The organism is Kitasatospora sp. NPDC001527, from assembly GCF_040298605.1.
GTDB lineage: Bacteria > Actinomycetota > Actinomycetes > Streptomycetales > Streptomycetaceae > Kitasatospora.
Genome location: NZ_JBEPAM010000013.1, coordinates 117,327 through 136,328, shown reverse-complemented (window position 1 = coordinate 136,328; position 19,002 = coordinate 117,327). Strand labels below are relative to the sequence as shown.

General features: G+C 74.5%; 17 protein-coding genes. 7 read left to right on the top strand and 10 right to left on the bottom strand.

Annotation, left to right across the window (positions count from 1 at the left end; genetic code table 11):
* Positions 1-7: 7 nt before the first annotated feature.
* Genes ABT238_RS16170 through ABT238_RS16160 form a run of 3 tightly spaced genes read left to right on the top strand, consistent with a single transcriptional unit; the run spans position 8 to position 4,166 of the window.
* A complete protein-coding gene (locus ABT238_RS16170; protein ID WP_350566135.1) occupies positions 8-961 on the top strand; it encodes a UbiA prenyltransferase family protein in 954 nt (317 codons plus the stop codon).
* A 42-nt stretch (positions 962-1,003) separates the two neighbouring features.
* On the top strand, positions 1,004-3,208 hold the full coding sequence (locus ABT238_RS16165) for a glycosyltransferase (RefSeq protein WP_350759214.1): 2,205 nt from the start codon (positions 1,004-1,006) through the stop codon (positions 3,206-3,208).
* A 22-nt stretch (positions 3,209-3,230) separates the two neighbouring features.
* Positions 3,231-4,166, top strand: coding sequence for a class I SAM-dependent methyltransferase (locus ABT238_RS16160; RefSeq protein ID WP_350566139.1), 936 nt, complete (start codon positions 3,231-3,233; stop codon positions 4,164-4,166).
* Positions 4,167-4,232: 66 nt separating this feature from the next.
* Here ABT238_RS16160 and ABT238_RS16155 read toward each other — a convergent pair whose 3' ends face one another.
* From ABT238_RS16155 to bioB, 5 genes are all read right to left on the bottom strand, one after another.
* Complete coding sequence (locus ABT238_RS16155) at positions 4,233-4,931, bottom strand: AfsR/SARP family transcriptional regulator (protein WP_350566141.1); 699 nt, start codon at positions 4,929-4,931, stop codon at positions 4,233-4,235.
* Positions 4,932-5,201: 270 nt separating this feature from the next.
* Complete coding sequence (locus tag ABT238_RS16150; protein WP_350566143.1) at positions 5,202-5,648, bottom strand: hypothetical protein; 447 nt, start codon at positions 5,646-5,648, stop codon at positions 5,202-5,204.
* 142 nt (positions 5,649-5,790) lie between these two features.
* Positions 5,791-6,615 carry a dethiobiotin synthase gene (gene bioD / locus ABT238_RS16145; protein WP_350759154.1) on the bottom strand — a complete coding sequence of 275 codons (825 nt, stop codon included), beginning with the start codon at positions 6,613-6,615 and terminating at the stop codon, positions 5,791-5,793.
* 23 nt (positions 6,616-6,638) lie between these two features.
* Complete coding sequence (locus tag ABT238_RS16140) at positions 6,639-7,943, bottom strand: adenosylmethionine--8-amino-7-oxononanoate transaminase (protein ID WP_350566147.1); 1,305 nt, start codon at positions 7,941-7,943, stop codon at positions 6,639-6,641.
* 48 nt (positions 7,944-7,991) lie between these two features.
* The gene (gene bioB / locus ABT238_RS16135; protein ID WP_350759047.1) at positions 7,992-9,257 is read right to left on the bottom strand and encodes a biotin synthase BioB; all 1,266 of its coding nucleotides are present in this window, start codon (positions 9,255-9,257) and stop codon (positions 7,992-7,994) included.
* Positions 9,258-9,563: 306 nt separating this feature from the next.
* Here bioB and ABT238_RS16130 point away from each other — a divergent pair, with 306 nt between their 5' ends.
* On the top strand, positions 9,564-10,322 hold the full coding sequence (locus tag ABT238_RS16130; protein WP_350566150.1) for a hypothetical protein: 759 nt from the start codon (positions 9,564-9,566) through the stop codon (positions 10,320-10,322).
* A 64-nt stretch (positions 10,323-10,386) separates the two neighbouring features.
* On the opposite strand, the gene ABT238_RS16125 is transcribed toward ABT238_RS16130, so the two are convergent.
* The gene (locus ABT238_RS16125) at positions 10,387-12,879 is read right to left on the bottom strand and encodes a DEAD/DEAH box helicase (protein WP_502891436.1); all 2,493 of its coding nucleotides are present in this window, start codon (positions 12,877-12,879) and stop codon (positions 10,387-10,389) included.
* Between the two features lie 22 nt (positions 12,880-12,901).
* Positions 12,902-13,291 carry a hypothetical protein gene (locus tag ABT238_RS16120; protein ID WP_350758985.1) on the bottom strand — a complete coding sequence of 130 codons (390 nt, stop codon included), beginning with the start codon at positions 13,289-13,291 and terminating at the stop codon, positions 12,902-12,904.
* Positions 13,292-13,491: 200 nt separating this feature from the next.
* On the opposite strand from ABT238_RS16120, the gene ABT238_RS16115 reads away from it, so the two are divergent.
* Positions 13,492-14,718, top strand: coding sequence for an 8-amino-7-oxononanoate synthase (locus ABT238_RS16115; RefSeq protein WP_350758976.1), 1,227 nt, complete (start codon positions 13,492-13,494; stop codon positions 14,716-14,718).
* Positions 14,715-15,254: a hypothetical protein gene (locus ABT238_RS16110; RefSeq protein ID WP_350758970.1), complete on the top strand. Its 540-nt coding sequence runs from the start codon at positions 14,715-14,717 to the stop codon at positions 15,252-15,254. Before ABT238_RS16115 ends, ABT238_RS16110 begins: the two co-directional genes overlap by 4 nt.
* An 8-nt stretch (positions 15,255-15,262) precedes the next feature.
* Here the strand turns inward: ABT238_RS16110 and ABT238_RS16105 are convergent, their stop codons facing one another.
* The 3 genes from ABT238_RS16105 to ligD form a co-directional block, all read right to left on the bottom strand.
* Positions 15,263-16,129, bottom strand: a complete 867-nt coding sequence (locus ABT238_RS16105; RefSeq protein WP_350758965.1) for an aminoglycoside phosphotransferase family protein — start codon at positions 16,127-16,129, stop codon at positions 15,263-15,265.
* Positions 16,126-16,761, bottom strand: coding sequence for a GNAT family N-acetyltransferase (locus tag ABT238_RS16100; RefSeq protein ID WP_350566161.1), 636 nt, complete (start codon positions 16,759-16,761; stop codon positions 16,126-16,128). The genes ABT238_RS16105 and ABT238_RS16100 overlap by 4 nt, the downstream gene beginning before the upstream one ends.
* A gap of 79 nt (positions 16,762-16,840) precedes the next feature.
* Positions 16,841-17,839: a non-homologous end-joining DNA ligase gene (gene ligD, locus ABT238_RS16095; protein ID WP_502884267.1), complete on the bottom strand. Its 999-nt coding sequence runs from the start codon at positions 17,837-17,839 to the stop codon at positions 16,841-16,843.
* A 77-nt stretch (positions 17,840-17,916) separates the two neighbouring features.
* On the opposite strand from ligD, the gene ABT238_RS16090 reads away from it, so the two are divergent.
* Positions 17,917-18,978 carry an ATP-dependent DNA ligase gene (locus ABT238_RS16090; protein WP_350566164.1) on the top strand — a complete coding sequence of 354 codons (1,062 nt, stop codon included), beginning with the start codon at positions 17,917-17,919 and terminating at the stop codon, positions 18,976-18,978.
* The last annotated feature ends 24 nt before the right edge of the window (positions 18,979-19,002 follow it).

The following is a 19,002-nucleotide window of genomic DNA, read 5'->3' as shown; positions in this document are numbered from 1 at the left end:
CTCCGCCATGACCTCCCTGAGCGAACAGAGCTCGCAGTACGACAAGAGCTCACCGCACGCGCAGAGCACGGCGGGCGAACCACCCGAACCCGCCCGACGCCCCGCCGGCCCCTCCCGCCTGCCCGCCCCGCTGGCGCTGCTGCGCCCCGGACAGTGGCCCAAGAACGTCCTCGTCGTCCCGCTGCCCCTGCTCGGCGCCGACCCCGCCTGGGACATGGCCGCCCGGACCGCCCTCGCCATGGCCGCCTTCGTCCTCGCCTCCTCCCTCGTCTACGTCGTCAACGACCTCGCCGACATCGAACGCGACCGCCGCCACCCCGTCAAACGCCACCGCCCGCTCGCCGCCGGCCGCATCACCCCGCGCGCCGCCGTCGCCCTCGCCGGCCTGCTCGCCGCCCTGCTCGTCCCGCTGCTCGCCGCCTGCGGGCCCGGCGTCGCCGCCCCCGTCCTGCTCTACCTCGCCGTCAACGCCGCCTACAGCTGGAAACTCAAACACCTGCCGCTGCTCGACGTCTTCGTCGTCGCCACCGGCTTCGTACTGCGCCTGCTCGGCGGCTACGGCGCCAGCGGCCGCCCGCTCGCCGCCTGGCTCCTGCTCACCGTCCTCACCCTCTGCCTGGTCCTCATCGTCGGCAAACGCCGCCACGAACTCGGCGTCGCCGGCAGCGGCCACCGCCCCGCCCTGGTCGGCTACTCCGCGCACTTCCTGGACCTCGTCCTCGTCCTCTGCTCCGGCCTCACCGTCGTCGGCTACCTGCTCTACCTGCGCACCGAGTCCGGCTACGAGACCGGCGCCCTGCTCACCGCCCCCTGCGCCCTGTTCGCGCTCTTCCGCTACCTGCAGATCGTCGTCGTCCACGCCGAGGGCGGCAACCCCGTGCGCACCCTGCTGCGCGACCGCGCCATGCTCGCCACCGCCGCGCTCTGGGCCGCCCTCCTGCTCACCTTCCAGCTCACCTGACGCCCCCCGGCGTCGACCCACCCGCCGTCCGAACGAGGAGCCATGCCCGCCACACCGCTCGTCTCGGTGGTCGTACCGATGTACAACGACAGCCGCACCGTCGACCTCTGTCTGCAGTCCGTCCTCGCCCAGAGCCACCCCGCGACCGAGGTGATCGTCGTCGACGACGCCAGCACCGACGACTCCGCCGAACGCGCCGCCGCCCACCCCGTCACCCTGGTCCGCGCCGAACGCAACGGCGGACCGGGCGCCAGCCGCAACCTCGGCGTGCGGCACGCCACCGGCGACATCGTCCTCTTCCTCGACGCCGACCTCGCCGTGCACCCCGACGCCGTCGCCGAAACCGTCGCCCTGTTCACCGAACACCCCGAGTACGGCGCCGTGTTCGGCGTCCCCGACAAGGAACCCCTGTTCCCCGAAGGACCCGTCGGCCAGTACCGCATCCTCCAGTACCACTACTGGCGCAAGAGCGCCGAAGGCCTGGTCAGCGGCGGCTTCTACGCCCTCGGCGCGGTGCGCCGCGACGCCTTCCTGGAGGCCGGCTGGTTCAACCCGGCGCTGCGCCAGACCGAGGAGATCGACCACGCCGAACGGCTCGCCGCCCGCCACCCCATGCTGCTCACCTCGCGCATCCGCGGACGGCTCTCCGACGAGAACCGGATGCGGCCGCTGCTGCGCAAGGCCTTCGTCCGCAGCCGCCTGCGGGTGCCGTTCTACCTCGACCGGGGCCGCGCCATGCAGGGCATGGAGACCCCGGGCCGGGCCGCCGCCTCGCTGCTCGCCGCGCTCACCCTGCTCAGCCTGCCGCTGATCGCCTGGCAGCCGCTCGCCGCGCTCGCCACCGCCCTGCTGCTGGCCGCCTTCGTGCTCGCCGACCTCGGCCAGTACCGGTTCGTCCGCCGCGAGCGCGGCTACCGCTTCCTCGCCTTCTTCACCCTCTGCCACCTGCTGATGAACGCCGTGGTCACGGCCGGGCTCGCCGCCGGGCTCGCCCAGTTCGCGGTCAGCCGCCGCTTCCGCCGGATGTACCGGCGGGACGGAGCGGACGACGGCGACGAGACGGCGGAAGCGGCGGAAACGGCGGCGCGCGAACCGGCGCCGGAACCGGAACCGGAACCCACCCGCGCCCGGCGCGTCGCCCGCCGGCTGCGCACCTGGTACGGCCGCACCCTGGTCGGCCTCACCGGCCTGTGGCTGCTCTACGCCTTCGTCCGCTGGTCGGTCAGCGGCCGCTGGCACTGGGCGATCCTGCTGGACGCCGTCCCCCCGCTGTTCCTGGTCGGCACCCCGCTGTTCCTGCTGCTCGCCGCCACCGCCGCCTGCGGCCCCCGCCGCACCTGGGCCCTCGGCCTCGCCCTGCCCCCGCTGCTGCTCGCCCTCACCACCGGCTCCGGCATCAACTGGCCCGCCCTGTGGCACGGCGAGCGCCCCGTGCCGCCCGGCGCCCTGCACGTGGTCTCCTTCAACACCCAGTACTGGGCCGCCTCCACCGGCGTCGACAAGCTCTACGACCTGATCCACCGTCAGGACGCCGACGTCTACCTCTTCCAGGAGCACGTCGTCTGGCAGCCCGGCCTCGGCGAGGACGGCTACCGCCGGCTCGACGACGACGCCCGCCTGGCCGCCGAGTTCCCCGGCTACCACATCGCCCGCACCGGCGAACTGCTCACCGTCTCCCGCTACCCGATCACCTCCCAGCGCTCCGTCGGCCCCGGCGCCGCCCTCGGACCCGACCCCTCCTTCAGCCGGATCTTCGCCCGGGACAAGGTCATGCGCACCGACCTCCAGGTCGGCGCCACCCTGCTCAGCGTCTACAACGTGCACGTCACCGTGCCGCTCGCCCCCGACCTCGACCCCTTCTCCGGCTTCGACTTCGACTCCTACTTCAAGCGCAAGTTCGCCTGGCGCCAGGAGGAGATCCGCGGCCTGGAGGCCGACCTCAGGAACAACCCCAACCGGACCCTGATCGCCGGCGACTTCAACGCCAGCCCCGCGATGCGCGACCTGGACGGTGTGCGCTCGCTGGCCGACGATGCGATTCGCGCCAACAACGATCTCCTGCCGCTGAGTTGGAAGTTCTCCGCACCCGCCGGATTCGACTGGGACAGCGCCGTCAACCGCCCCTACCCGTTCTGGCGGCTGGACTGGAGCTTCACCCGCGGCCCCGTCACGGTCCACCGCTACGACTTCCGCCCCGCCGAGGGCATCTCCGAACACCGGCTGCAGGACCTCTGGCTCTCGCTCTGAACACCCCCCGAAAGGACCCCCCATGCTGCTCAAGGACCTGCGCACCGCCGTCCGCACCGCCTCCGGCGTCGAACTGATGGAACGCGTGCCGGCGCTGCGCCGCCCGATGGACTGGCTCGGCGAGCGGCCCGTGCTGCACGGCCTCACCCTGTGGGCCTTCGGCCTGCGCAAGCCGCTGTTCTGGGACCACGTGGTCACCCCCGAGCCGCGCGCCGAACTCGCCGAGGTGCGCGCCCTGCTGGAGCAGAACCGCGAGCGCTACGCCGAACGCCTCACCGGCTTCCTGGAGTTCGAGGAGCTGCTGCGCGGCATCCCGCTGCGCGGCACCGCCGCCGGCTCCACCCCGTACTGGAACAACGGCTGGCTGCCGCCGCTGGACGCGCTCTCGCTCTACGGCTTCCTCGCGGCCGAGCGCCCGGCCCGCTACCTGGAGATCGGTTCCGGCAACTCCACCAAGTTCGCCCGCCGGGCCGTCGAGGACCTCGGGCTGAGCACCCGGATCACCTCGATCGACCCGGCCCCGCGCGCCACCGTCGACCGGCTCTGCGACGAGGTCGTCCGCACCCCGCTGCAACACGCCGACCTGGCCGTCTTCCGCGAGCTGGAGCCGGGCGACCTCGTCTTCTTCGACGGCTCGCACCGGCTCCACATGGGCTCGGACGTCGCGGTGTTCTTCTTCGAGGTGCTGCCGGTGCTCAAGCCCGGGGTGCTGGTGCACGTGCACGACATCATGCTCCCGGCGGACTACCCGCAGTCCTGGCGCTGGCGGCACTACTCCGAGCAGTACCTGCTGGCCGCGCTGCTGACGGCCGCGCCCGGGCGGTTCGACGTCGAGCTGCCGGACGCCTTCGTGCACGCCGACCCGCAGCTGCGGCGGATCGCCGAGCCGCTGTGGCGCCGGCTCGGGGTCACCGAGCACTACGAGCCCGGGTCGTTCTGGTGGCGGCACGCGGGCTGAGCCGCGGCCCTGGGCCGCTCCTCACCGGTGGCGGTCGGGCGGTCGGGCGCCCGGCCGGTCGGGCGGTCAGGCGGTCGGGCAGGCGCCGTTGAGGATGCCCTGCTCCAGCGCCCGCAGTTCCTGGCCCGGTTCGAGGCCCAGCTCCTCGACCAGGTGGGCGCGCAGCGTGCGGTAGACGCCGAGCGCCTCCACCGTCCGCCCGGAGCGGTGCAGGGCGTGCATCAGCAGCCCGTGCAGGTGCTCGCGGAACGGGTGCGCGGAGACCAGCTGGACGAGTTCGCCGACCAGGTCCTCGTGCCGGCCGAGGGCCAGCTCCAGCCGCACCCGCTCCTCGACGGCGCGCAGCCGGTTCTCCTCCAGACGGCGGGCCGAGGACTCCAGCGCGGGGCAGTCCAGGCCCGTCATGGCCGGCCCGGTCCACCGGGCGAGGGCCTGGCGCAGGACGGCGACGGCCTCCGCGAGGGCGCCGGAGGCGGCCCGCAGCCGGGCGCGGGCGACCTCCTCGCCGAACAGCGCGGCGTCCAGCTCGTCGGGTCCGACCCGCAGCCGGTAGCCGTTGGGATGGGTCTCGATGACGGGCGGCGCGCCCGCGTCGGCCAGCGCGCGGCGCAGCTGCGAGACGCAGATCCGGATCTGCGTCCGGGCGCTCGCGGGCGGCGCCGCGCCCCACAGGTTGTCCACCAACCGGTCGAGCGGGACCACCCAGTTGGGGGTCAGGGCGAGGGTCGCCAGCACGAGCTGCGGCCGCCGGCCGCCGAGCGGCACGGCTCTTCCCCCGACCTCGACTTGGAGTGGTCCCAGGACATGCACCAGCACAACACAGCCCCCGTTCGTCGCTCTCACCTGCGCCGAAATGGCGCCGAGGGAAGCGGAGTCGACTCCGCCGCCGGGCGCCGCCTGGCAGCATGGTATAGACCTTTTGGGGGTGTCAAGGGCATCTCAAGAGTGCCGGCTGGCCGGATCCGGCGCCTGGATCCGGCTCGCCGGAACCGGGCCGACCGGTCCGCGCCGCCCACCTGACCGCCTGAGGGACCGTCAGGGACTGCTGCTCAGCGCGTAGGTGCGGAAGGTGGCCAGCAGCGGCAGCACGTCGGTCTTGCTCGGCTCCTCGGTGACGGCCCGCATGGCGTCGATCACCGCGTGGGCGATCACCTTCACCACGGCGAGGTCGTCCCCGGCCGTCTCGCCCCAGGCGCACAGCGTCCGGGTGAGCAGGGCGCTCATCCGGGCGCCGATGTTGGAGCTCACCGCGTCGGTGAGCTCGGCCAGCTCCTCGTCGGTCATGCTGGAGCGCAGGCCGAAGGCCAGCGCCATCAGCGTGTCCACGGCGTGCTCGCCGTAGAGCGCGACCAGCGCGGCGAGCGGTCGCTCGGCCGGTCCGCGCGCGGCCAGCGCGGCCAGGGCCTCGTCGTCGTCCTTCCACGCCGCTTCGAGCGCGGCGAGGGCCCGCAGGGCCTCGTCCACCATCAGGCCATCCGTCATGCGGAGAACCGTATGCACCCCTACCGCGCGGCGGGCCGGGTCGAGCGAGGATCTCACCCGTTCGAGCGACAAACGCGCTCTTCCGCCGTGCGGGCGCCGATGGCTGCTTCGGCGGGGTCCGCGCGGTGCGCGGGCCGGGGCGTCAGCCGGCCGCGGGCCCGCCCCCGAAAGCGGCGGGGAGGGCGGCCGGGAAGGCGGCGGCGAAGGCGGCGGCGTCCCAGTGGCCGTGCAGGGCGGGCGCGAGCGCGGCGGTGGCGAGCGCGGGGAAGTCCGCGGCCCGCGCGGCGTGTTCGGGCAGCGCGCCGAGCAGCGGGGCGCCCGCGGCGCGCGGCAGGTCGGCCAGGTTGCAGCGCTCGGCGAGGCCGGGGGAGCCGGGCCAGGCGCCGACCACCACGCCGAGCAGCGGCAGTGCGCGCGCGGTCAGCGCCTCGGCGGTCAGCGCCGTGGTGTTCAGCGTGCCGAGACCGGCCGAGGCCACCAGCAGCACCTGGGTGGGCAGGCCGAGTTCGCGCACCGCGCGGGCCTGGTCGGCGAGCGTGCGGCCCTGCTCGTCGTAGCGGACCAGCAGTCCGCCGGCGCCCTCGACCAGCACCAGGTCGTGCCGCTCGGCGAGCCCGGCGACCTCCTTCGCCACGTCCTCCGCCGCCAGGCAGGGCAGCCCGGACCGGCGGGCCGCCGTGTCGGGCGCCAACGGCTCGGGGTAGCGGGTGAGTTCACGCAGCGTCAGCTGTCCGGGGCGGGAGGCGGCGGGCCCGGCCAGCCGGTCCGCCTCCTGGACGTCCCCCGGCTCGTCGGGCGCGACGCCGGTCTGCCCGGGCTTGAGCACCGCGACCCGCAGCCCGGCGCGCAGCGCGCTCGCCGCGAGGGCCGCCGTGGCGACGGTCTTGCCGACCTCGGTACCGGTGCCGGTCACGAAGACGACCCGGCCGGCCGCTCCCGCCGCGTTCACGCCGTTCACGCCGTTCATCCCGTTCCTGTGGTCCGTCCCGCTCATCCCGCCACCGCCGCCGCCGTCACGGCCGCGGCGATCCGCGCCACGTCCCCGTCGCCGGTCACGTACGGCGGCATCGTGTAGACGAGGTCGCGGAAGGGGCGCAGCCAGACGCCCTCGCGCGCGGCGGCCGAGGTCGCGGCGGCCATGTCCACCGGGTGGTCCAGCTGGACGACGCCGATCGCGCCCTGCACCCGGACGTCCTTGACGCCGGGCAGCGCGGCCGCGTCCGCCAGGCCCGCGCGCAGCCCGGTCTCGATCCGCTTGACCTCGGTGGGCCAGTCCTGCCCGAGCAGCAGGCCGATCGAGGCGTTGGCGACCGCCGCCGCCAGCGGGTTGCCCATGAACGTCGGCCCGTGGGCGAGCACGGGCATCTCGCCGCGGCTGATGCCGTCGGCGACCTCCGCCGTGCAGAGCGTCGCCGCCAGGGTGAGGTAGCCGCCGGTCAGCGCCTTGCCCAGGCACATCACGTCCGGGGCGACGCCCGCGTGATCGGCGGCGAACAGCGCGCCGCTGCGGCCGAAGCCGGTGGCGATCTCGTCGAAGACGAGCAGCACCCCGTGCAGGTCGCACAGTTCGCGCAGCATCCGCAGGTAGGCGGGGGAGTGGAAGCGCATCCCGCCGGCGCCCTGCACCACCGGTTCGACGATCACCGCCGCCAGATCGTCGGCGTGACGCTCCATCAACTCGCCGAAGGCGCGGGCGTATTCCTCGTCGAGCGGGGCGTCGAAACCGGCCGGCGGCTCGGGGGCGAACAGCTGATCGGGCAGCACCCCGCCCCACAGGTGGTGCATGCCGCCCTGCGGGTCGCACACCGACATCGGGTGGAAGGTGTCGCCGTGGTAGCCGCCGCGCCAGGTCAGCAGCCGGCGCTTGCGCGGGCGGCCCACCGACTGCCAGTACTGCAGGCACATCTTCATCGCGACCTCGACGGACACCGAGCCCGAGTCGGCCAGGAAGACGTGCCGCAGCGGCTCCGGGGTGATCTCCACCAGGGTGGTGGCGAGCCGCACGGCGGGCTCGTGGGTGAGCCCGCCGAACATCACGTGACTCATCCGGCCGAGCTGCCCGCGCACCGCCTCGTCCAGCACCGGGTGCCCGTACCCGTGGATCGCCGCCCACCAGGACGACATGCCGTCCACGAGTTCGCGGTGCCCGCCCGCGGCCGGGGCCGCGAGCCTGAGCCGCACGCCGGAGGCGGACTCCACCACGTACGGGGTGGAGGTGCCGGGCATGGGCCCGTACGGGTGCCAGACGTGCGCCCGGTCGAGGGCGAGCAGGGTGTCCGTGGACAGCTGGGTCATGGGGAGGGGCTTTCCGGGCTGTTCGTCAGGGGCTCGGGTAACGGGGGCTCAGGCGTTGGGCGCCAGCTCGGTGCCGGCGCCGCGGCGGCGCACCCGTACCAGGTCGGTGCGCGCCTCCTCGTCCGTTCCGGGGGCGTCGGCGGCGGTGTCGCCGTGGGCGTGTCCGCCGCACGGGCCGCAGCCACCGCCGCCCGGGCCGCACGCCCCGGCCGCCGGGGCCGTGCCGCAGCCGCCCGGGCCGCACGCCCCGGCCGCCGGGGCCGTGCCGCAGCCGCCCGCGGCCGCCGCCCCGGCGTGCGCCGCGACGTCCGCGCGGTGCCGCGTCAGGGTGCCCTCGCCCATGCCCTCGATCTCGAACCCGGCGTCCCGGATCATGTCGAGGTCGGCCTGCCCGGCCTGGCCCTCGCTGGTCAGGTAGTCGCCCAGGAAGATGGAGTTGGCGATGTGCAGGCCCAGCGGCTGCAGGCTGCGCAGGTGCACCTCGCGCCCGCCGGCGATCCGCACCTCGGTGTCCGGGTTGACGAACCGCACCATCGCCAGGATCCGCAGGCAGCGCTGCGGGCTGAGGTTCCACTCCTTGGCCAGCGGGGTGCCCTCGAACGGGATGAGGAAGTTCACCGGCACCGAGTCCGAACCCAGCTCGCGCAGCGCGAACACCACGTCCACGAGGTCCTCGTCGCTCTCGCCCATGCCCGCGATCAGGCCCGAGCAGGCCGACAGACCCGCGCCGTGCGCCTTCTGCACGGTGTCCACCCGGTCCGCGTAGGTGTGGGTGGTGGCGATGTCGCCGTAGGTCCCCTCGGAGGTGTTGAGGTTGTGGTTGTAGGCGTCGACGCCGGCCGCCTTCAGCCGCTCCGCCTGGTTGTCGGAGAGCAGGCCCAGGCAGGCGCAGACCTCCACCGCCGGGTCGGCCTCCTTGATGGCCGCCACGGTGTCCGTCACCCGGTCGATGTCACGGTCCGTCGGACCGCGGCCGCTCGCCACCAGGCAGACCCGCTTGGCGCCGCCCGACACGCCCGCCTTCGCCGCCTCGGCGGCCTGGCCCGGCTTGAGCCAGGTGTACTTCAGGATCTCGGCCTTGGAGCCCAGGCGCTGCGAACAGTACGAGCAGTCCTCCGGGCACAGCCCGCTCTTCAGGTTCACCAGGTAGTTGAGCTTCACCCGGCGGCCGAACCACCGCCGGCGCACCCGCCCGGCGGCCGCGACCACGTCGAGCAGCTCGTCGTCGGTGGTGGCGAGGACGGCGAGCGCCTCCTCGCGGGTGGGGGTCTCCCCACGCAGGCCCTTGGCGGTGAGGGTATCGAGCAGATCCATGGGGCTGATCCTGCCCGCTGCCCCTTGAGGGACGCCAGAGGAAACCCACCAGAAGATCCCGGGGAAGCTGTGCGAGTTGTCACAGTGTCGCAGCTCACGGTAGTGGCGCAGGTCACGTCGCCCGCGGCGGTGCCCCCGCGGCCCCGCCGGGCCCGCGCCCCCGTGATCTTCACCACCCGTGACCTGCATAGAATCTGCCGCATGACCACGCAGGGGGAGCGCGCCCCGTCACCGGCACAGCAACCGGCCGGGCCGCCGGCAGAGCACACGTCCCAGCAGCCGTCCGGGGGGCACCGGGCCAGACGCGTGACCGCCCGACGGGTCGTCGGCTGGGTCGCCGTCGTCGGTGTGGTGGCGGCCGGCGGCTGGATCGTCACCCGCCCGACGCCCGGCGACTACATACCCGGGCTGGGCCCCTCCAGCAAGGAGGCGTCCAAGACCCCGCCGATCGTCGGCGACCCGCCGCCGCGCACCGTCGCCGACCCCGAGGCCCTCGACGTCGACGCGTACTTCCCCGCCCAGCGGGTCGTCGAGTCCGGCGGCTACAAGGGCAAGCGCTCCGGCGTGCGGCGCGGCGAGAACTGCACCGAGGTGCTCCAGGACCGCACCCTGGAACTGCTGCGCGAGGCCGGCTGCAAGGGCTACCTGGCCGTCAGCTTCACCGCCCAGGAGAAGCCGGTGCTCAGCAGCGTCACCCTGCTGCGCTTCGCCGACGCCCCGGCCGCCGCCCGGGCCGCCGAGGCGCTGCGGGCCAAGCCCGGCTCGGTCGCCTTCATCCTGCCCGACGCCTCCGCGGCCCCCGCGCTGCCGGCCTCCGCGGCCCGCCCCGCCACCGAGCCGCGGGTCGAACTCGTCGGCCACTACGTGACGGTGACCAGCTCGCGGTCCGCCGACGCGCACACCGGCGCCGCCGGCGCCACCGGTACCGCCTCGCCGAGCCCGTCCGGCTCCCCGGCGAGCCCGCTGCCGGTGCCCTCGGTGAGCGCCGCCAACCTCGACCAGCTGCTCGACGAGGCCACCCGGGCCGTCTCCTACACCGCCGGCCTGCCGTTCGTCTGGATGTGACGGCCCGCGTCCGGCGGACCCGCTGTGAGGGCGGGTCCGCCGGACGCTTTCGCCCGACGCTCCGTCAGCCGCCCAGCCGGTCCACGGCGGTGACCCGCAGGACGGCGCGGCCCTCCTCGTCCGAGCCGTACAGGTCGACCTCGGCGCTGATGCCCCAGTCGTGGTCGCCCTCCGGGTCGTCGAAGATCTGCCGGACCCGCCAGGCGGAGTCCTCCTCCTCGATGAGCAGCATCTTCGGGCCGCGCGCGTCGGGACCGGTGCCCAGGTCGTCGTACTCCTCCCAGTACCCGTCCATGGCGTCCGCCCAGCGGTCCGCGTCCCAGCCGTACTCGCCGTCCAGCGCGCCGAGCTCCTCGTAGTGCTCCAGCGCGCACAGCTCCACCCGGCGGAACAGCTCGTTGCGCACCAGCACCCGGAAGGCCCGCGCGTTCGCCGTCACCGGCGCCGGCTTGTCGTCCAGCACCACCTCGGCGGCCTGCGGCTCGGTCGGGTTGGCCAGCTGCTCCCACTCGTCCAGCAGGCTGGAGTCGACCTGGCGCACCAGCTCGCCGAGCCAGGCGATGACGTCCTTCAGGTCGTCGGTCTTCACGTCCTCGGGGACGGTCTGCTCCAGCGCCTTGTACGCGCCCGCCAGGTAGCGCAGCACGATGCCCTCGGTGCGGGCCAGCTCGTAGTGGCCGACGTAGTCCGTGAAGGTCATCGCCCGCTCGTACAGGTCGCGCACCACCGACTTCGGCTGCAGCTGGTGGTCGCCGATCCACGGGTGCGCCCGGCGGTACACCTCGTAGGCGTGGGTGAGCAGCTCCTCCAGCGGCTTCGGGTAGGTGATCTCCTGGAGCCGCTCCATGCGCTCCTCGTACTCGATGCCGTCGCGCTTCATCTCGCCGACGGCCTCGCCGCGCGCCTTGTTCTGCTGCGCGGCGAGGATCTGGCGCGGGTCGTCCAGGGTCGCCTCGACCACCGACACCACGTCCATCGCGTACGACGGCGAGGTGGGGTCCAGCAGCTCGAAGGCGGCCAGCGCGAAGGTGGACAGCGGCTGGTTGAGCGCGAAGTTCTCCTGGAGGTCCAGGGTCAGGCGCACGATGCGGCCCTCGGGGTCCGGCTCCGGCAGCCGCTCCACCACGCCGCCCTCCAGCAGCGAGCGGTAGATGGCGATCGCGGTGCGGATGTGCCGGCGCTGCGCGGGGCGCTCCTCGTGGTTGTCGGTGAGCAGCTTGCGCATCGCCTCGAAGGCGTTGCCGGGCCGGCCGATCACCGACAGCAGCATCGCGTGGCTCACCTTGAACCGGGAGACCAGCGGCTCCGGGTCGGCGGCGATCAGCTTCTCGAAGGTCTCCTCGGACCAGCCGACGAAGCCCTCCGGCGCCTTCTTGCGGACGATCTTGCGCTTCTTCTTCGGGTCGTCGCCCGCCTTGGCGACGGCCTTCTCGTTCTCGATGACGTGCTCGGGAGCCTGCGCCACCACCTGGCCGACCGTGTCGAACCCGGCCCGCCCGGCCCGCCCGGCGATCTGGTGGAACTCGCGGGCGCGCAGGATCCGCACCCGCTGGCCGTCGTACTTCGACAGGGCGGTGAACAGCACCGTGCGGATCGGCACGTTGACGCCCACGCCCAGCGTGTCCGTCCCGCAGATCACCTTCAACAGGCCCGCCTGGGCGAGCCGTTCGACCAGCCGCCGGTACTTCGGCAGCATGCCCGCGTGGTGCACGCCGATCCCGTGGCGCACGTAACGCGACAGGTTGCGGCCGAACTTGGTGGTGAACCGGAAGTTGCCGATCAGCTCGGCGATGGCGTCCTTCTCCGCCTTCGAGCACATGTTGATGCTCATCAGCGACTGCGCCCGCTCCACCGCCTCCTTCTGCGTGAAGTGGACCACGTACACCGGCGCCTGGCCGGTCTGCAGCAGCTCCTCCAGCGTGTCGTGCATGGTGGTGCGCCGGTACTCGTAGAACAGCGGCACCGGGCGCGTCGCGTTGCGCACCACGGTGGTCGGCCGCCCGGTGCGCCGGGTCAGGTCCTCCTCGAAGCGCCGCACGTCGCCCAGCGTCGCCGACATCAGCAGGAACTGCGCCTGCGGCAGCTCCAGCAGCGGGATCTGCCACGCCCAGCCGCGGTCCGGCTCCGCGTAGAAGTGGAACTCGTCCATGACCACCTGGCCGATGTCCGCCCGGGTGCCGTCGCGCAGCGCGATCTGCGCCAGCACCTCCGCCGTGCAGCAGATGATCGGCGCGGTCGGGTTCACCGAGGCGTCGCCGGTCATCATGCCGACCTGCTCGGTCCCGAAGATCTTCACCAGGTCGAAGAACTTCTCCGACACCAGCGCCTTGATCGGCGCGGTGTAGAAGGTGCGCTGCCCCTCCGCGAGCGCCGCGAAGTGCGCGCCCGCCGCGACCAGGCTCTTGCCCGAGCCGGTGGGCGTCGCCAGGATCACGTTGTTGCCCGACACCAGCTCGATCAGCGCCTCCTCCTGCGCCGGGTACAGCGAGATCCCGCGCTCTTCCGTCCAGGCGGCGAACGTCTCGTACAGCGCGTCGGGCGTGGCGGGCTTCGGCATCAGATCAAGGAGGGTCACCCGGCTATCTTGCCTGCTCGCCGTCACCCCCGGCAAAGCTACCCCGCCACCACGGGCGCCCGCTCGGCGATCCGCACGTCGGGGCACCCCTGCTGGCGGACGATCTCGGCGGCGGTGCGGCGGTGCGGCGGGCGATGTCGGCGAAGAGCTGTGTGCGCTCCCGCTCGGGCAGGCCGCTATCGCCGCCGCCAGAAACGTAGATCTGCCGGTAGACCCTCCCCGGCCCCGTCGGCCGGCCGTTGTCGCACCGCAGCAATAGCAGCAGGGAGCTGAAGGGCTGGAGCCAGCCGTCGACCCCTGCCCCGAAGTCGAGCACCGTGTTCTGCCCGGTGCCGGCCAGCTCGGTCTCGTGATTCCGTGTGGCGCGGTAGTAGTCCTCCTCGATCTGATCCACCCCGATCTCCACTACGTGATGCGGTTCCCCCGAGCGCGAACGATCGGCCGTCTTTACGGGAATCGGAAGACGGCGACCTGGAAAATGAACAAGGAATGAATTCAATGCAGAATGAGAGTTTCTTCAAGGGGTCTCCTCGTTCGGCGGTGTGCCCCGGCGCACATTGCCCGGGCCGGGCGGGGCGTGCCAGAGTGCCGGGCATGGTCAACCGCACCGCGTTCGAGGCGCCCGAGGCCGGCGACATCGCCGCCGCCGATCCCGCCACCGATCCCGCAGCCGTCTTCGACTGGCTCGACGAGAGCGCCGGGCAGCGGGCCCGCGCCGGGCTCACCCGCACGCTGCGCGGCCGGCCCGCCGACGACCCCGTCCTCGACCTCGCGGGCAACGACTACCTGGGCCTCACCCGCCACCCCGCCGTCACCCGCGCCGCCGCCGACGCCGCGCTGCGCTGGGGCGCCGGCGCCACCGGCTCGCGGCTGGTCACCGGCACCACCGCGCTGCACACCGAACTGGAGGAGGAACTCGCCGCCTTCTGCGGCGCCGAGGCCGCGCTCGTGTTCTCCTCCGGCTACACCGCCAACCTCGCCGCGCTCACCGCGCTCACCGACCCCGACACCCTGATCGTCTCCGACGCCTACAACCACGCCTCGCTCATCGACGGCTGCCGGCTGGCCCGCGCCGACGTCCACCGCGCCCCGCACAGCGACCCGGGCGCCGTCGCCGGCATCCTCGCCGAACGCACCCACCGCCGCGCCCTGGTGGTCAGCGACTCCGTCTTCTCGGTCGACGGCAACGCCGCCCCGCTCGCCGAACTCGCCGCCGCCGCCCGGAGGTTCGGCGCCGCCCTGCTCGTCGACGACGCCCACGGCCTCGGCGTCCTCGGCCCCGGCGGAAGCGGCGCCACCGCCGCCGCCGGACTCGCCGGCGCGCCCGACGTCGTCACCACCGTCACCCTCTCCAAGTCCCTCGGCTCCCAGGGCGGCGCCGTCCTCGGCCCCCGGCGCGTCATCCGCCACCTCACCGAGACCGCCCGCACCTTCATCTTCGACACCGGCCTCGCCCCCGCCGCCGCCGGCGCCGCCCTCGGCGCGCTGCGCCTGCTGCGCGCCGAACCCCACCGCGCCGAGCGCGCCCGCGAGGTCGCCCGCGCCCTCGCCGCCCGCCTCACCGCCGCCGGCCTGCCCGCCTCCGCCCCCGACGCCGCCGTCGTCTCGGTACGCGCCCCCGGCCCCGAGGCCGCCGTCGCCTGGGCCGCCGACTGCCGCCGGGCCGGCCTCGCCGTCGGCTGCTTCCGCCCCCCGTCCGTCCCCGACGGCGTCTCGCGCCTGCGGCTGACCGCCCGGGGCGATCTGACGGACGATCAGATCGCCGACGCGGTGAGGATCATCGCCGCCACCGCCCCGGCGGACGCGCCCGACCGGCCGTGACCGGAACCGCCGGGCGGCTCCGCGCGGCCGCCGCGCTGCTCCCGCTCGCGGCGGTGCTCGCGCTCCTGGCCGTCGGCGGCCGGGGCGCGGCCCACGCCGGCCAGGGGCTCGCCTATGCCACCGGACTCACCGGGACCCGCGGCGTCCTGGTCGCCGAGCGGTGCCTGCGGGTCAACGCCGACCGGCCCGCGCTCGGCCCGACCGGCGACTGCCGCGGCACCTTCGTTCCCGACGACGGCGGCCCGGCGAACGAGCACGCCCGGACCGACTGGCGGATCGACACCCACCGGCCCGTCCCGGTCTCCTGCGCCGCCGACGGCGCATGCCGCCTCGCCGGCACCGGAGGAGTGCTGTACTGGCTGAGCCTCCTCCTGCTCGCCCTCGCGGCCTTCCCCGTCGCCGGGTTCGTCGCCGTCCAGGGACTGCTGCGCCACCGGGACCGCTCGCAGCGCAGGCGGGTGGCCCTCGGCGTGGCCACGGCCGCCCTGCTGGCCTGCGCGCTCGCCACCTTCGCGGGCGCCCTGGCCGCGCGGTAGGGCGGATCTCAGAGACCCGCCAGCTCCCGCAGGAACAGGGTCCCCGCGTCCCGGCGGCCGGCGGCCAGCCGCGGGGCGGCGATCACCACCGCCGTCGCCCGGCACCAGGCCAGCACCCGGTCGGCGTCCGCGCCCGGGACCAGCGCCGCCAGCCCGCCGATCCGCGCCGCCAGCGCCGCCCCGTCGGTCACACCGTCCAGCGCCCAGTCGACCAGGTCGAAATCCGGGTCGCCCAGGCACGCGCGCGGGTCGATCGCCACCGGACCGTCCGGCCCGAGCAGCACGTTCGCCGGGTGCAGATCGCCGTGCACCAGCGCCACCGGGGCGCCGTCCCCGGTCAGCTCCCGGGCCAGCGCCCGCGCACCGGCCGTCGGCACCCCCGGGGCGCGGCGGCCGGTCAGCTCGAACAGGAACTCCAGCCGCTCCGCCAGCGGCGGCAGCGCCAACCCCGCCACCGGCACCGAACGCAGCGCACCCAGCAGCCCCGCCACCTCCCGCGGCCGCCACCCGCGCTCGCGCAGCGACGCCCCCGGCGCGACGTCCGCGAGCAGCAGCGCACCCGCCCCGGCGTCCGCCTCCAGCAGCCGCACCACCGACGGCACGCCCCGCCACGCGCCCAGCGCCACCGCCTCCTGCCGGGCCACCTCCGCGTCCGGCGTCAGCTTCAGCCACACCACCGCGCCGTCGGCGAGCCGCTCGCAGCGGAACACCCGCGACGTGCCGCCCCCGCCGGCCGCCCGCACCGCCAGGCCCCAGCGGTCGGCCAGCGCGGCCACCTGCCCCGGCACCTGCGCGCACCACGCCCGAGCCCCCGGCCCGAACCGGACCACCAGCCGCTCCCGCACCTCCTCGGGCACGGCCGCCGACGCGTTCACGAGACCACCAGCAGCGTCTCCGCCCCCACCGGCCGGTAGCCCGCCGCCTGGAAGGCCCGCACGCTCGTCGCGTTCCCCGGCGCCTGCTGCGACCACAGCCGCTCGCCCTCCGGCAGCAGATGCCGGGCCGCCAGCGCCAGCGCCCGCCCCAGCCCGCGCCCGCGCGCCGCCTCGTCCACCTCCACCGCGCACTCCCAGCGCCCCGCCACCCCGCGGCCCAGCACCAGCACCCCGCGCCCGCCGTCCGCCTCGAACACCCGCACGTCCTCGCGGTAGCGCAGCGCCCGCACCACCCGCGGGTGCTCCCGGTCCTCGACCGCCCGCACCGCCAGCGCCGGCGCCCCCGGCAGCCGGTCCGCCACCGTCAAGAGGTCGATGTTGCCGTTCACCCGCCCCGTCCGCGCCGCGAACGCGCCCAGGAACGGCGGACACAGCGGCGCCGCCAGCGGATCGCCGTCCACCGCCGCCAGCTCCGCACGCACCCACGCCGGATCCTCGTCCGTGAACACCACCGCGTGCGCGGAGAACGCCACCACCCCCGCCTCGCGCGGCGATGGCTGCGCCACCACCGTCACCGACCCGTCCGCCGGCGGGAACACCCCGCCCGCCGCGTCCGCCAGGATCTCCCGCAACCCCCGTGCACCCACTGCCCCGACCGCCCCTCCGTGATCTTCGTGGCCGCCCAGCCTACGGGATCACTCCACGCCCGGCTCAGGACTTCCTGCGCGCCCGGCTCGGCTGCACCCGGGTCGGCTCGCCCGCCGCCTTCGGATGGTCCGGCGGATACGGCAGCTCCCCGTGCGCCCCCTCCGCGACCTGCCGCTCGTACAGCTCCAGCAGCCCCTCCAGCCCGAACCGCTCCTCCTCCATCCCCGCGTGCACATCACCCAGCTCCGCGAACCGGACCGGCAGCGTCCGCAGGTCGAAGTCCTCCGGCAGCACGTCGTCCAGCTCCTCCCAGCGCAACGGCGCCGACGCCGTCGCCCGCGGCCGCGCCCGCAGCGAGTACGCCGAGGCGATCGTCCGGTCCCGCGCCATCTGGTTGTAGTCGACGAAGATCCGCTCCCCGCGCTCCTCCTTCCACCACGCCGTCGTCACCCGCCCCGGCAGCCGCCGCTCCAGCTCCCGGCCCAGCGCGATCACCGCGTGCCGCCCGTCCGTGAACGACCACCGCGCCACCAGCGGCACGTACACGTGCAGCCCCCGCCCGCCCGACGTCTTCGGCCACCCCCGCAACCCCTGCTCCTCCAGCACCGCCCGCAGCTCGTGCGCCACCCGCACCGCGTCCCCGAAGTCCGTCCCCGGCTGCGGATCCAGATCGATCCGCAGCTCGTCCACGTGATCGGTGTCGGAACGCCGCACCGGCCACGGGTGGAAGGTCAGACACCCCAGGTTCGCCGCCCACAGCACCGCCGCCGGCTCCGTCGGACAGATCTCGTCCGCCGAGCGGCCGGACGGGAAGGCGATCCGCGCCGTCGGCAGCCACTCCGGCAGGCCCTTCGGCGCCCGCTTCTGGTAGAAGAACTCGCCCTCCACCCCGTCCGGGAACCGCTGCAGCGTCGTCGGCCGGTCCCGCAACCCGCGCAGCACCCCCTGCGCCACCGCCAGGTAGTACTCCGCGACGTCCAGCTTCGTGAACCCGCGCTCCGGGTAGTACACCTTGTCCGGGTTCGACAACCGCACGCTGCGCCCGGCGACATCCAGTTCCACGGCAGAGCCCATGCCCCCACGCTAAGGGCGCCCCGCCCGCCGCGCGCCCCGGAGCGTTCGGCGCGACGATCGGTCCCATGGACCTGCCCGTCATGCCACCCCTCGCCCCGATGCTCGCCAAGTCCGTCGCGAAGATCCCGCCCGGCATGCAGTACGAGGCCAAATGGGACGGCTTCCGCACCATCGTCTTCCGCGACGGCGACGAGGTCGAACTCGGCAGCCGCACCGGCAAACCCCTTACCCGCTACTTCCCCGAACTCGTCGAGGCCCTGCGCCGCGAGACCCCTGACCGCTGCGTCCTCGACGGCGAGATCGTCATCGCCCGCGACGGCCGGCTGCGCTTCGAGGAACTCCTCGAACGCATCCACCCCGCCGCCAGCCGCGTCGCCCTCCTCGCCGAACGCACCCCCGCCTCCTACGTCGCCTTCGACCTGCTCGCCCTCGGCGACGAACCCCTCCTCGACCAGCCCCTCGACGCCCGCCGCCGCGCCCTGGAAACCGCCCTCGCCGGCGCCGCCGACCCCGTCTTCACCGCCCCCACCACCACCGACCGCGACCTCGCGCAGTCCTGGTTCGCCCAGTACGAGGGCGCCGGCCTCGACGGCATCGTCGCCAAACCCCTCGACCAGCCCTACCGCCCCGGCGAACGCGCCATGTACAAGATCAAGCACGAACGCACCGCCGACTGCGTCGTCGCCGGCTACCGCGAACACAAGAGCGGCCCCGTCGTCGGCTCCCTCCTGCTCGGCCTGCACGACACCGAAGGACGCCTCCAGCACGTCGGCGTCTGCGCCGCCTTCTCCATGGCCCGCCGCCGCGAACTCGCCGAGGAACTCGCCCCGCTGCGCACCACCGACCTCGCCGCCCACCCCTGGGGCGCCTGGGCCGACGAGGCCGCCCACGCCGACGCCCGGCTGCCCGGCGCCACCAGCCGCTGGACCGGCGGCAAGGACCTCTCCTGGGTGCCGCTGCGCCCCGAACGCGTCGTCGAGGTCGCCTACGACCACATGGAGGGCACCCGCTTCCGGCACACCGCCCAGTTCCGCCGCTGGCGGCCCGACCGCACGCCCGGGAGCTGCACCTACGCGCAGCTGGAGGAGCCGGTCTCCTACGACCTGGCCCGGGTGCTCGGCACCTGACGCCGCGCCGGGCCGCCGGCCGCC

What these genes read in the sequence shown, in the direction of transcription:
- ABT238_RS16125 (WP_502891436.1), bottom strand. Translation starts at nt 12,879, where the DNA reads ATGCCGAAGCCCGCCACGCCCGACGCGCTGTACGAGACGTTCGCCGCC.
- ABT238_RS16165 (WP_350759214.1), top strand. Translation starts at nt 1,004, where the DNA reads ATGCCCGCCACACCGCTCGTCTCGGTGGTCGTACCGATGTACAACGAC.
- ABT238_RS16090 (WP_350566164.1), top strand. Translation starts at nt 17,917, where the DNA reads ATGGACCTGCCCGTCATGCCACCCCTCGCCCCGATGCTCGCCAAGTCC.
- ABT238_RS16170 (WP_350566135.1), top strand. Translation starts at nt 8, where the DNA reads ATGACCTCCCTGAGCGAACAGAGCTCGCAGTACGACAAGAGCTCACCG.
- ABT238_RS16115 (WP_350758976.1), top strand. Translation starts at nt 13,492, where the DNA reads ATGGTCAACCGCACCGCGTTCGAGGCGCCCGAGGCCGGCGACATCGCC.
- bioB (WP_350759047.1), bottom strand. Translation starts at nt 9,257, where the DNA reads ATGGATCTGCTCGATACCCTCACCGCCAAGGGCCTGCGTGGGGAGACC.
- bioD (WP_350759154.1), bottom strand. Translation starts at nt 6,615, where the DNA reads ATGAACGGCGTGAACGGCGTGAACGCGGCGGGAGCGGCCGGCCGGGTC.
- ABT238_RS16160 (WP_350566139.1), top strand. Translation starts at nt 3,231, where the DNA reads ATGCTGCTCAAGGACCTGCGCACCGCCGTCCGCACCGCCTCCGGCGTC.
- ABT238_RS16140 (WP_350566147.1), bottom strand. Translation starts at nt 7,943, where the DNA reads ATGACCCAGCTGTCCACGGACACCCTGCTCGCCCTCGACCGGGCGCAC.
- ABT238_RS16150 (WP_350566143.1), bottom strand. Translation starts at nt 5,648, where the DNA reads ATGACGGATGGCCTGATGGTGGACGAGGCCCTGCGGGCCCTCGCCGCG.